General features: G+C 75.5%; 10 protein-coding genes and 1 tRNA gene. 2 read left to right on the top strand and 9 right to left on the bottom strand.

The features are described 5' to 3' along the window. The 6 genes from ACFPBZ_RS26420 to ACFPBZ_RS26395 form a co-directional block, all read right to left on the bottom strand. The coding region (locus ACFPBZ_RS26420) for an AAA family ATPase (RefSeq protein ID WP_378039095.1) at window positions 1-772 on the bottom strand (772 nt) is incomplete at its 3' end. Next, the gene (locus ACFPBZ_RS26415) at window positions 772-1935 is read right to left on the bottom strand and encodes a metallophosphoesterase family protein (RefSeq protein WP_378039094.1); all 1164 of its coding nucleotides are present in this window, start codon (window positions 1933-1935) and stop codon (window positions 772-774) included. The genes ACFPBZ_RS26415 and ACFPBZ_RS26420, both read right to left, overlap by 1 nt. A 1-nt stretch (window position 1936) precedes the next feature. Beyond that, a complete protein-coding gene (locus ACFPBZ_RS26410; protein WP_378039093.1) occupies window positions 1937-3655 on the bottom strand; it encodes an ATP-binding protein in 1719 nt (572 codons plus the stop codon). Between the two features lie 146 nt (window positions 3656-3801). After that, on the bottom strand, window positions 3802-4170 hold the full coding sequence (locus tag ACFPBZ_RS26405) for an OsmC family protein (protein ID WP_378039092.1): 369 nt from the start codon (window positions 4168-4170) through the stop codon (window positions 3802-3804). Between the two features lie 178 nt (window positions 4171-4348). Beyond that, window positions 4349-4422, bottom strand: a tRNA-Pro gene (locus ACFPBZ_RS26400). Between the two features lie 164 nt (window positions 4423-4586). After that, window positions 4587-5153 (bottom strand): TIGR03086 family metal-binding protein, encoded by a 567-nt coding sequence (locus tag ACFPBZ_RS26395; RefSeq protein ID WP_378039091.1) that lies wholly within the window; start codon window positions 5151-5153, stop codon window positions 4587-4589. A gap of 134 nt (window positions 5154-5287) precedes the next feature. Here ACFPBZ_RS26395 and ACFPBZ_RS26390 point away from each other — a divergent pair, with 134 nt between their 5' ends. After that, window positions 5288-7894 carry a LuxR C-terminal-related transcriptional regulator gene (locus tag ACFPBZ_RS26390; protein ID WP_378039090.1) on the top strand — a complete coding sequence of 869 codons (2607 nt, stop codon included), beginning with the start codon at window positions 5288-5290 and terminating at the stop codon, window positions 7892-7894. A gap of 80 nt (window positions 7895-7974) precedes the next feature. After that, the gene (locus tag ACFPBZ_RS26385; protein WP_378039089.1) at window positions 7975-9306 is read left to right on the top strand and encodes a hypothetical protein; all 1332 of its coding nucleotides are present in this window, start codon (window positions 7975-7977) and stop codon (window positions 9304-9306) included. Between the two features lie 15 nt (window positions 9307-9321). Here the strand turns inward: ACFPBZ_RS26385 and der are convergent, their stop codons facing one another. The 3 genes from der to ACFPBZ_RS26370 are packed head-to-tail and all read right to left on the bottom strand — an operon-like array spanning window position 9322 to window position 12278. Next, window positions 9322-10659, bottom strand: coding sequence for a ribosome biogenesis GTPase Der (der, locus tag ACFPBZ_RS26380; protein WP_378039099.1), 1338 nt, complete (start codon window positions 10657-10659; stop codon window positions 9322-9324). Between the two features lie 40 nt (window positions 10660-10699). Next, complete coding sequence (cmk, locus tag ACFPBZ_RS26375) at window positions 10700-11497, bottom strand: (d)CMP kinase (protein WP_378039088.1); 798 nt, start codon at window positions 11495-11497, stop codon at window positions 10700-10702. Between the two features lie 34 nt (window positions 11498-11531). Then, window positions 11532-12278 carry a pseudouridine synthase gene (locus ACFPBZ_RS26370; RefSeq protein WP_378039087.1) on the bottom strand — a complete coding sequence of 249 codons (747 nt, stop codon included), beginning with the start codon at window positions 12276-12278 and terminating at the stop codon, window positions 11532-11534. Between the last annotated feature and the right edge of the window lie 17 nt (window positions 12279-12295).

Here is a 12295-nt window from a genome sequence, read left to right as displayed (position 1 = left end):
GGGCGCGCTCGGCCTCGGCCGCGGTCACGGCCGCCTCCGCGGCGGCAAGGTGCGACACCGCCTCGCCCACCCGCTCGGCGAGGGCCGTGAGCGCGGCGACGCGGGCGGCGGCCGTGTCCTCGGCCGCGGGCGTGGCGTCGGCGAGCTCGGCGACCTGGTCGGCGAGGAGCGCCGCGCGCTGGGTGGCGGAGGAGGCCTCGGTGTTGGCCCGGCGCATGATCTGGTCGTAGACGCCGAGCCCGAGGATGCGCTCGAGCTTCTCCTGCCGCTTGCCCGCGGCGGCGTGCAGGAACTCGGCGAAGTCGCCCTGGGGCAGGACGACACAGGTGCAGAAGTCCTCGAACGGCAGCCCGAGCAGGTCGGTGACCGCGTCGGAGACCTTCGAGCCGTCGGCCAGCGGGGCCGTCTCCTCCTCGGCCGCCCCGACGCCCTCGGGGACGAGCAGCCGTTCCAGGCGCGCGCTGCGGACCGTCACGCCCCCGGACGCGGCGCGCCGCAGCTCCCGCGCCACCACGTAGCGCTCGTCGCCGACGTCGAAGACCAGGGCGACCGTGCCGCGCATCGTCGTGGGCGCCAGGGCCAGCCGGACCGCGCGGCGGTCGTCCCAGCGCGGCACCGAGCCGTAGAGCGCGAAGACCATCGCGTCGATCACCGTCGACTTGCCCGACCCGGTGGGCCCGACCAGGGCGAAGTACTCGGCACCGCGGAAGTCGACCGTGGTCACGGCGCGGAACGCGGCGAACCCCTCCATCCGCAGCAGGACCGGACGCATCAGCGCTCGCCGCCCGTGACCTCGTCGTGCAGGCGTGCGAAGAGCCGCTCGACCCGCGGGTCCGCGACCTGCTGGTTCGCGAGGTACTCGGCGAACAGCTCGGACGGCGCACGCTCGGCGCCGGTGCCCACCCGGGGCCGCGACACCGTCGTCGGCGCGGCGAACTCGGGGTCGATGCGCACCTCGAGCGCGTGCGGGAGCAGGGCGGTCACCTCGTCGCGCAGGCCCGCCCGGGCCGGCTCGCGCACCCAGACCCGCAGGTAGTCCTCGCCGAGCTCCCCGGCGAGGGAGGCCAGCTCGGCGACGGTGCCGTGGACGGTGCGCAGGCGCCGGCCGGCGGTGATCGGGACGTCGGTGACCCGCGCCGGGGTCCCCGGTGAGGCGTCGACGATGCAGACCACCGGCTCGTTCTCCTGCTCGCCGAAGTCGACCGAGAACGGGGCGCCGCTGTAGTGCACCGGGCAGGGGGCGTCCATGCGCTGGCGGCGGTGCAGGTGGCCCAGCGCCACGTAGTGCGCCTCGACCGGGAAGATCGTCGCGGGCACCGCGTACTCGAAGATCGACTGCGCCTCGCGCTCCCCGCCGCCGAACCTCCCGTGCACCACGGTGAGGTGGGCGAGCACCAGGTTGACGGCGTCGTCGCGGAACCCCGCGGTCAGCGAGGCCAGGACGTCGCGCAGCTGCTGGTCGTAGGCGCTGGTGTGCTCGCCCGGGGTCTGCCCGACGAGCTCGGCGGCGCGCACCGCGTAGCGCTGCGAGAGGAACGGCAGCACCGCGACCGTCGCCCGCTCCCCCGCCCTCGAGGTCAGTTCGACGACGCCGCCGCGCGCGGCGGTGCGGACCGACCCGACCAGCGTGATGCCCGCGGCGCCGGCGAGCGGGCGGTAGGCGTCGAGGGTCGGGCCGTGGTCGTGGTTGCCGGCGATCGCGACCACCTGGACGCCGTCGCGCGCGAGCCCCAGCAGGGTCCGCACGACGAGCTGCTGCGCGGCGGCGTTCGGGGCCGCGGTGTCGTAGAGGTCGCCGGCGATGAGCACGGCGTCGACCTCGTGGGCCCGCGCGACCCCGACGATCTCCCGGAGCACCCGCTCCTGCTCCTCGAGCCGCGGGCGGCCCTTGAGCGTCTTGCCGACGTGCCAGTCGGCGGTGTGCAGGAACCGCACGTCAGAACGGGATCTCGTCGTCGTCGCCCGCGACCGGCAGCCGCGCGAACGGGTCCGGCGCCACCCCGTTGCGTCGCGCGGGCTCCCCCGCCGACTCCGAGAGCCGGGTCGCCCAGGCCGGGAAGGGGAACTCGACGGCCAGCGGCACCGGGATCTCGGGCTGCGAGACGAACATGGTGCCCGGCTTCGCGAGGACCGCCCGCGCCCGCTGCGAGGGCGGCAGGAACCCGTTCTCCGGGCGCCCAGACTCGGCGGGGTCGAGCCGGCCGACGACCTTGATCGAGGAGTTCGAGACGATCCGGCGCTCCACCTCGCTGGCCGTCTGCTGGGCGCCGACGAGGATGATCCCCAGCGAGCGGCCGCGCTCGGCGATGTCGAGCAGCACCTCCTTGATCGGGCTCGAGCCCTCCCGCGGCGCGTACTTGTTCAGCTCGTCGATCATCGTGAACAGCAGCCCGCCGGTTCCCGCGGCCTCCTTGCGCGCCGTCTCGTCGGCGAGCACCACACCGACGACGAACCGCTGCGCGCGCTCGGGCAGGTTGTGCAGGTCGACCACCGTGACCTGCTGCCCCTCGGTGCTCACCCGACGGCCCGGGGCGTCGGGCAGGTCGCCGCGGACCAGCGTGCGCATCGGCTTGAGGCTCGAGCGCAGCCGGCGCAGGAACGCGTTGATCGTCCCCGTGCCGGTGACCGGGCCCGCCCAGTCGCGGCGGGCGTCCTCGTCGGTGAGCTGGTCGGACACGTACTCGACGAGCTGGGCGTAGGTCCGGATCGTCCGGCCGTCGAGGGAGACCGCTCCCTGGTCGAGCTCCGTGGCCTGCCGCTTGAGCCGGTCGGCCACCTGGTGGATGACCATCGTGTACTGGTTGCGCTCGTCCTCGGCGTCGGCGAAGACGTAGGGCAGCAGCTCCTGGCGGCAGAACTCGGCGAGGGTCCACCAGAACGGCACGATCCCGCTGGTGCGGCCGGTGACGAAGGCCCGGCCACTGGGGTCGTCGGGCATCGTCGGGGCGAAGAAGCCGACCGAGGCGAAGGGCTCGGCGGGCAGGTCGAGCCGGGCGTAGCGGGCGCGCTGCTCGTCGTCGAGCTTCGCGTTGACGTGGTCGAGGAAGAGCAGGTCCTCGCCCTTCACGCTGAACACCAGCGCCTTGGCGTTGACCGTGCGCCGCCCGAGGACCCCGCTGCGGAAGATCGAGTACAGCAGGAACAGCGCGAAGCTCGTCTTCGTCGCGACCCCGGAGATGCCGCTGATCGAGACGTGGCCGCCGCGGGTGCCGTCGAGGAACTCGAGGTTGACGTAGATGGGCTCGCCGTCGCGCCCCAGCCCCACCGGGACCTTGAGGTCCATCTGGTCGAAGTAGAGCGCCTCGGCCCGCTCCTGCCCGGTCGCGCGGCGGGCCGGGGAGCCCGGCAGCGGCGGCACGTAGCACTCGGGCTCGACCCGGGTCGTCGTGACCTCGGCGATCTCCTGCACGTGCGCCGGCAGCACGCCGTCGGCGATGAGGAAGACGTCCGAGCCGTAGGTCGCGCCCTCGTGGCGGGCCCGGACCTCGGTGACGACCCCGGAGGTCGCGACGACCCCGAGGCCCGGCACCGAGCGGTGCGTGACGACCACGTCGTCGAGCTGCAGGTACTGCTCCGGCGCCAGCCCGACCGAGAACTGCAGAGGGGTCGAGTCCTCCGTCCCGGCCACCAGGCCGACCACACCCTGCTCCCCCACGGGCCGCACGCTATCCGCCGCGTCGGCGGCTCCCCGCAGCAGCTCCGGTGATCACCGTCCCGCCGGGCGGCTCGCGTCGTTGGCCCTGGTGGGGCGGCGCGGGGCCATCGAGGGGGTGGCCCCACGCCGTCGTCGGGATCGTGCGCTCAGTCGCCCGGACGTGCGTCCGGGCCGACGTCCAGGCGGGTGACGATGACGAGGGCGTCCCGGAGCAGCACCGTCACGGGGGTGTTGTCGACGACGGCGGCGAGCTGTTCCCGGATGCCGACCCCCAGGTCGGCACGCACGCCGACCCGCCGGTGCAGGACGCGGGGCGGGCCGGCCTGGAAGAAGACGTCGACCTCGACCTCGTCGTCGCCCCCGAGGTCCCAGCGCTGCAGGAAGGACCGCACCGACATCGCGGTGCACGCCGACAGCGCGGCGGCGAGGAGACCGAAGGAGGAGGCACCCTCGGGCGCGGCGTCGTCGGCCGGTACCGCGCAGTCGACGCTCAGCCCGTTGACGTCCAGGCTCACGACACGGCCGTCCCCGCCCGGCAGCACACCCCGGGCACCCACGCGTGGTTCCACGACCGGGAGCCTCGCACCTCCCCCGGGACCGCCGCCCGTGCGGTCGGCCGCGGGTCGGTGCCCGGACGCGAAGAAGGCCCGCTGACCTGGAGCGTCTCCAGTGTCAGCGGGCCTCACTTGCCGGTCGGGACGACAGGATTCGAACCTGCGACCCCTTGACCCCCAGTCAAGTGCGCTACCAAGCTGCGCCACGTCCCGAACCGCTGCCCGACCGCTGCAGCGGTGAGGACACTACCGCACCGCTCCGGCCCGCCCGGGCGACGGGTCCCGGCCCGGACCATGATCGATCTCCGTGTGGAGGAAGTGGGCGCGGACCGAACGGTCCGTCACACTCCGACCGATCATGCCGCCGGCCGCGGCCCCTAACTCGCCAGCGACGGCGGCCCGGCCGCCGGGTCGCGCCCGGCCAGGCGGAGCAGGCGCTCCATCCCGGACGACTCCCCCGCCCCGGGCAGGGGCCGCGCGAACGGGCCGCCCTCCATCCCGGCGACCTGCTCGACGAACGGCAGGCACATCTCGACGTCGGCCTCGGCGACGCTGTAGGGCACCTCCAGGGCGGCCGCGAGGTCCCAGCCGTGCAGGACCACCTCGTCCAGCGCGACGACGCCCAGAGCGCCCCGCGGCATCGTTACGCCGCCGGCCTCGTCGGACCCCTCCCAGGCCGACTCGGACCGCCAGGCCTCGGCGAGGTCGAACAGCTCCTGGGCCAGCAGCTCCCGCCAGCCCTCGGGCAGGTCGGACGCGGGCGGCGGGGTGGTCGGCGGCTCGCCCTGGGCGACGCCGGCGAAGTGCCAGGCGAGACCCGCGACGTGCTCGACGACGTCGCGGACGGGCCAGGCCGAGCAGGGGGTCGGCCGGTCGAGGTCCTCGTCGGTGATGAGGGCGATCACCCGCGCCGCGGCGGCCGTGGCGTTTCCCAGGTCGTGCACGCATCCTCCAGTGATCGACGTCACGGGCACCGTAGCAACCGGACCGCTCCCGGCGGGTTCACATCGAGTTCACCAACGCCCGCACCGATGCGGAACACTCAGGGCCGGAGACACCGGGAGGGGGAGGACGACCCGTGGCGGAGACGTGGCCCTTCACCGCCCGCGAGCACGAGCTCGCCGCCGCCCTCGCCGCGCTCGACGCGCCGGGCACGGTGGTGCTCGGGGGGCCGGCCGGGGTCGGGAAGAGCCGGCTCGCCCGCGAGATCGCGCGGCGCGCCGGGTCCGACGTCGGGATCGTCCGGGCCACGGCGTCGGCGCAGGAGGTCCCGCTCGGGGCGCTGGCCGACGTGGTGTCCGTGGCCGGCCCCGACGGCGCGCCGCCCGACCTCGCGGACCTGCGGGAGGCCGTCCGGGCGCTCGCCCACGATCTGCTGGTGGTCGACGACGCGCACCTGCTCGACGAGGTCTCGGCGGCGGTCGTGCACCAGGTGGTGTCGTCGGGCCGGGCGCGGGTGGTCCTCACCGTCCGCACCGGGGATCCGGCCCCGGACGCGGTCACGGCGCTGTGGAAGGACGAACTGGCGGCGCGGATCGAGATCGAGCCGTTCGACCGCGACCAGACCTCGACCGTGCTCTCCTCGGTCCTCGGTGGCGGGCTCGAGGCGCGGACCGCGCGCCTGCTGCACGACACGGCCCGGGGCAACGTCCTGTGGCTGCGGCACCTCGTCGAGGGCGAGCGGGCGGCCGGGAGGCTCGCGCGGCTGGGGTCGACCTGGGCCTGGACCGGCCAGGTGGTGCTCTCCCCCGCCCTCGACGAGCTGGTCGCGGCCCGCATCGGTGACCTGTCCGACGAGCAGCGCCGGGTGCTCGAGCTGCTCGCCGTCGCCGAGCCGCTCGGCCTCGGGATGCTGGAGTCCCTGGCCGGGTCCGGCCCGGTCGAGGAGGTCGCGCAGCGCGGCCTGGTGTCGGTGGAGCCCGACGGCGACCGGTGGGAGCTCCGGTTCGCCCACCCGCTCTACGGCGAGGCGGTCCGGGCGCGCACCAGCGTGCCGCGGGCGCGGCGGCTGCGCAGCGAGCTCTCCGCGGCCTTCGCGAGCACCGGCGGGCGGCGGGCCGGCGACGGACTGCGGCGGGCGGTGCTCGACCTCGGCAGCGACCGGCCGCTCGACCCGGCCGTCCTGGTCACGGCGGCGATGCAGGCCTCCGGGCTCGGCGACCTGCCGCTCGCCGAGCGGCTGCTCCGCGCCGCGGTCGAGGCGGGGGGCGGCTTCGAGGCGCGGGCCGGGCTCGCGCACCTGCTCACCTACCAGCTGCGCAGCGACGACGCCGATGCCGTCCTCGAGGAGGCGGTCGCCGAGGCCGCGACGCCGCAGGAGCGGACCCGGGCGCTGACCCTGCGGGTGCTCCACCGGCACGTGCAGGCGCGGACCCCACTCCGGTCGGAGGGGCTCGTCGCCGAGGCGGAGGCCCGGGAGACCGACGGCCGCCGCGACCCCGCCCACGACGCCCTGCGCACCGTCTTCCACGCGTTCGACGGCCGGGTCGACGAGGCGCTGACGCTCGGCGGGGCCGTGCTCGCCGACGGCTCGCGGCCCGACCACGCGGTGGCCCTGGCGGGCTGGGCCGTCGCCCTCCTGCGGTCGATGGCCGGTCGCGGCGAGGGCCTCGCGGAGGTCGTCGAACAGGGCATCTCCGCGGCGGCGCGCAGCCCGGAGATGGCCGCGATGCAGTGCAACATCGGCTTCGCCGAGATCGTCGACGCCGACCTGCAGGCCCGGCCGGGCGCGGGCCGGCACCGGCTCGACTGGGTCCGGTCGCTCTCCGGTCCGCAGGCCCCGGTGTTCGTCGCGCTCTACGAGGGGCGCACCGCCCTGGGCGCGGGCCTGCCCCGGACCGCCGCGCAGGCTCTCGACGCCTGCCTGCCCGCCTTCCCCGGGCACGGCGGGGGCTGGGGGGCCTGGCTGGTCGCGATGATCTCGCGTGCCCACGCGATGCTCGGGGACGTCGTCGGAGCCCGGCGGCTGCTCGACGAGGCGCAGGAGCGCCGCCACCCGTTCCTGCCGGTCCTCGACTTCGAGCTCGACCTGAGCCGCGGGTGGCTGCTCGCCGCCGAGGGCGACCTGCAGGGCGGCATCGGGGCCTGCCGTCGGGGGGCCGCGCGGTGCCGCGAGCACGGGACGCGGGCCGCCGAGGTGCTCCTGCGCCAGACCGCGGTCCGCTTCGGCGACCGCGAGCAGGTCGTCCCGCTCGCCGAGCTGGCCACGGCGCTGCGGACCCCGCGCGCCCAGCTCGCCGCGGCGCACGCCGCCGCGCTGGCCGAGCACGACCCGGAGCGGCTGCTCACCGTGGCCGGTGAGCTGGCGGAGGCGGGCATGCTGCTCGAGGGCACCGACGCCGCGGCACAGGCGGCGGCCGTCGCCCGGACGCGGCACCGCCGCGTCCTCGCCGCGGAGGCCGAGGACCGGGCCCGCGAGCTGGCCGGGCGCGCGGAGGACGCGTGCACCCCGGCGCTGCGGGAGGCGCAGAGCCCGGTCCCGCTCTCCGCGCGCGAGCGCGAGGTCGCCGCCCTCGCCGGCGAGGGACTGACGAACCGCCAGATCGCCGAGCGCCTGCACGTCTCGGTGCGCACCGTCGAGTCGCACGTCTACCGCGCCTGCTCCCGGCTGGGGCTCTCCGACCGCGCGGCCCTCGTGGCCGTCGCCGGGGTCCGACGACCGCGGCGCGAGTCGAGTTCGCACTAGTCCGTTCAGGTGGGATCATGGGGCGGTCGACGGGGCCGTCGCCGGACCCGGTACCTCCGTCGTCAGGGGGGAGCGGTGACGTGGCCGACGAAGCGGTTCTGCGCGCGGCCCTGGCCGAGGGGGGCCTTCCCGCCCGCCTCGCGCTGGCCGACCACCTGCTGCGCGACGGCCGCGCCGAGGAGGCCGACCGCATCCTCGCCGACGCGGTGACCGCCGCCGCCGACCGCGAGGAGCGGGTGCGGGCGGTGACGGCGCGCGTCCTGCACCAGCAGTTCCACACCCCCGAGCCGCGGGACGTCGAGCCGGTGCTCGCCCACGCCGAGGCCGCGGCGGGCGGGCCGGAGCCCGCGTTGGACGCCCTGCGGGGCGGGGCGCTGGTGGCCTGCGCGAACCTCGACGAGGGCCTCGCACTCGCCGACGCGGTGCTCGCCGACGCGGACGCGCTCGACCCGGCGGTGGCGATCGCGGTCTGGGCCGTCGGCACGGCGCGGGCGCTGAACGGCCGGAGCGAGCGGTTGGCCGAACTGGTCGACCGCGGGCTCGCCGCCGCCGCGCGGGTCCCGGAGCTGGCGGGTCTGCAGCCGCAGCTCGCCGACCTGGAGATCCTCGACGCCGACCTGAGGGGGCGCCCCGACCTCCTGCACCGCCGCCTGCGCTGGGTCCGCGACGTGCTCCCGCTCGCGGAGGCCTCGGAGTGGACGGCGTTGTTCGAGGTGCGGATGGCCGTCAGCGCGGGCCGTCCCCGGCACGCGATCGAGACGGTCGGGCGGGCGCTGGCCACGGCCACCGGCCGGGGAGGGAACGCGCGCGTGGCCCTGCTCGCGGCCATGGTCGCGCGGTGCCAGGGGGCGCTCGGGGACGCGGCCGCGGCCCGGGCCGCGCTCGAGCACGCCGAGGCCCATCAGGACCCGGCCATCGGGATCCACGACTTCGAGCTCGACCTCGCCCGCGCCTGGACCGCCGCGGCCGAGGGCGACCTGGAGGTCGCCGTCGGGCACTGCCGCGACGGGGCCGACCGGTGCCGGACCCACGGCCTGCACGCCGCCGAGGTGCTGATGCGCCAGACCGCGGTCCGGCTCGGCGGCGGCGACCAGCTGGCACGGCTCACCGAGCTCGACCGGATGCTCGACACGCCACGGGCCCACCTCGCCGCCGCCCACGCCGCCGCCGTCGGCTCCCACGACGGCGAGCGGCTCCTCGTCATCGCGGACGCCCTCGAGGAGGCCGGCATGTGTCTCGAGGCCGCCGACGCCGCCGCGCAGGCCGTCGTGTTCGTGCGCCACCGTCACCGGCCCACCGTGCAGGCGGCCGCGGAGGACCGGGCGCGGGAGCTGGCCGCGACCGGGGAGGGCGCCCACACCCCCGCCCTGCTCGCGGCCCTGGGCGGCACCGACGCCGCGGCGACGGCCTGAGGGCCGCGAGCGACGTCAGGACTTCTTGCGCTTCTCCCGCACCCGCATGTTGATCTGGATCGGCGTGCCGGTCAGCGGGAACGTCTCGCGGAGCTTGCGCTCCAGGAAGCGCCGGTAGCTCGCCTCGAGGAAGCCGGACGTGAACAGCACGAACGTCGGCGGCCGGTTCTGCGCCTGGGTCGCGTAGAGGATCTTCGGCTGCTTGCCGCCGCGGACCGGCGGCGGCGTGGCGGCCACGATGTCGGCGAGCCACTGGTTGAGCTGCCCGGTGGGGATGCGGCGGTCCCAGTTCTCCAGGGCCGTGCGCATGGCGGGCGCGAGCTTCTGCACCGCGCGCCCGGTCTTCGCCGAGATGTTGACCCGCTCCACCCAGGGGAAGCGCACCAGCGCGCGCTCGAGCTCGCGCTTCATCGCGTCGCGGCGGTCGTCGTCGACGAGGTCCCACTTGTTCATGGCCAGCACCAGCGCGCGGCCCGACTCGGCGACCTGCGTGGCCACCCGGAGGTCCTGCTCGCTGATCGGCTCGGAGGCGTCGAGCAGCAGCACCGTCACCTCGGCCGCCTCGATGGCGCCCTTCGTGCGCAGCGACGCGTAGTACTCCATGCCCGACGCCTGGTGGACCTTGCGGCGCAGGCCCGCGGTGTCGACGAGCTGCCAGACCTCCCCGTCGATCTCGACGAGGGAGTCGACCGGGTCGGTGGTGGTGCCGGCGGTCGAGTCGACGACCGCCCGGTTCTCCCCGGTCAACTGGTTGAGCAGCGACGACTTCCCGACGTTCGGCTTGCCCACCAGCGCCACGCGCCGCGGGCCGCCCTCGAGGTCGACGTCGTCGCGGGGCGACTCGGGCAGCACGTCGAGCACGGCGTCGAGCAGGTCGCCCGAGCCGCGGCCGTGCAGGCCCGACACCGGGTGCGGCTCCCCCAGCCCCAGGCGCCACAGCGCCGCGATCTCGTCGAGCCCGCGCTGGTCGTCGACCTTCGTGGCGCACAGCAGCACCGGACGGTCCGAGCGGCGCAGCACGCGCGCCACGGCCTCGTCCACGGTGGTGGCGCCCACCTGGCCGTCGACGACCAGCAGGATCGCGTCGGCGGTGCGCATCGCGATCTCGGCCTGCGCCGAGATCGCCGCCTGCATCCCCTTGGCGTCGGGGACCCAGCCCCCGGTGTCGACGAGGGTGAAGCGGCGCCCGTTCCACAGGGCGTCGTAGGCCACGCGGTCCCGGGTCACGCCCGGGACGTCCTGCACGACCGCCTCCCGGCGGCCGATGATCCGGTTGACCAGCGTCGACTTCCCGACGTTGGGCCGCCCGACGACCGCGAGCACCGGCTGGGCCGGGCGCGCATCGTCGGACATCTCCGCCGCCACGAGATCGGCAGGGAGTTCCTGCGTCACGTCATCCTCCGTTCGGGGCCCCGGAGCCGGTCTGCACCAGCGCCGGGACCAGCATGCCGCGCTCCGCGGCCAGGTCTTCGAGGCGATCGAGCACGCCCTCGATGTCGAGCACCGACGTGTCCACCTCGACCGCGTCCTCGGCGGCACGCAGCGGGGACGCGGTGCGCGAGGAGTCGAGCTTGTCGCGGCGGGCCAGGTCGGCACCCGTCGTCGACGGATCACTGGCCCGCCCGGCCGTCGTGTCCTCGGCGCTGCGCCGTCCGGCGCGCACGGTGTCCGAGGCCACGAGGTAGATCTTCAGGTCGGCGTCGGGGACCACGACGGTCCCGATGTCCCGGCCCTCGACGACGATGCCGACCCCGTCGGCCGCGGCCTCGGCGACGATGCGCCGCTGCTCGTCGACCAGGTGCCGGCGCACCTCGGACAGCGCCGAGATCGCCGAGACGTTCCGGGTGACGTCGGCGCCGCGGATCTCGGCCGCGACGTCCGCGCCGTCGAGCCGCACCCGCGGCTCGGTGGGGTCGGTCGACATCACGAGGTCGGCGCCCATGGCCACGCCCACGGCGTCGTCGTGCCCGTCGGCGTCGGTGCGCGAGGCGTCGAGCGGGACGTCGGCGCGCATCACCGCGAGGGTGGCCGCGCGGTACATGGCCCCGGTGTCGAGGTAGCGGGCGCCGAGGCGCACCGCGAGGCCACGTGCGGTGGTGGACTTACCGGTGCCCGACGGTCCGTCGACCGCCACGACACCCTGCAGAACCACGTCCGGCCGGCCCACGGCACAACTCCCAGCGCTCGACATCCGTCCGGGAGTCCATTGTGCCTGATCGTCCGGCCTAGAGACCCACCGCGTGGTACAGCGCTCCCACCTCGTCGCGCCCGAGCTTGCGCAGCGTGCCCGGCCGCTGGTCCCCGAGACGGACGTCGCCGACCGCGGTGCGCACCAGGCGCTCGACGGGCTTGTCGATCGCGTCGAAGAGCCGGCGCACGATCCGGTTGCGGCCCTCACTGATCACCACCTCGACCATCACCCGCGAGCCCGACCGGTCGATCACCTTGAAGCTCTCGACCGCGGCCGGGCCGTCGTCGAGCTCGACGCCGGCGCGCAGCTGCTTGCCGAGGTCCTTCGAGATCGGCGTGCGGATCTCCGCGAGGTAGGTCTTGGGCACCTCGTAGGACGGGTGCATCAGCCGGTTCGCCAGCTCGCCGTCGTTGGTCAGCAGCAGCAGGCCCTCGGTGGCGGCGTCGAGGCGCCCGACGTGGAAGAGGCCCTTCGTCCCGCCGGCCTTCTCCAGCACGATGTCGCCGACGCAGCGCCGCCCGTTCTCGTCCCACATCGTCGAGAGCATCCCCTCGGGCTTGTTCAGCGCGAGGTGCACGGTCTCGACGTCGGTGATGATGCGGCTGCCGTCGACGTGGATGACGCTCGCGTCGGGGTCGACCCGCCGCCCCATCTCCGTGACGACCTTGCCGTCGACCTCCACCCGGCCCTGGCGCATCAGGATCTCGGCCTGCCGCCGCGACGCCACCCCGGCCTCGCTGAGCACTTTCTGCAGGCGTACTCCCTGCTCACCCTCGGTCACAGGGGTCCAGGGTAGTG

Source organism: Actinomycetospora atypica (assembly GCF_042653685.1).
Lineage (GTDB): Bacteria > Actinomycetota > Actinomycetes > Mycobacteriales > Pseudonocardiaceae > Actinomycetospora > Actinomycetospora atypica.
This window is presented reverse-complemented; position numbering and strand designations above follow the sequence as displayed.

Bases quoted from the DNA above. Each gene is read 5' to 3' on its own strand.
- der (WP_378039099.1), bottom strand. From the start codon at position 10,659: ATGTCCGACGATGCGCGCCCGGCCCAGCCGGTGCTCGCGGTCGTCGGG.
- cmk (WP_378039088.1), bottom strand. From the start codon at position 11,497: ATGTCGAGCGCTGGGAGTTGTGCCGTGGGCCGGCCGGACGTGGTTCTG.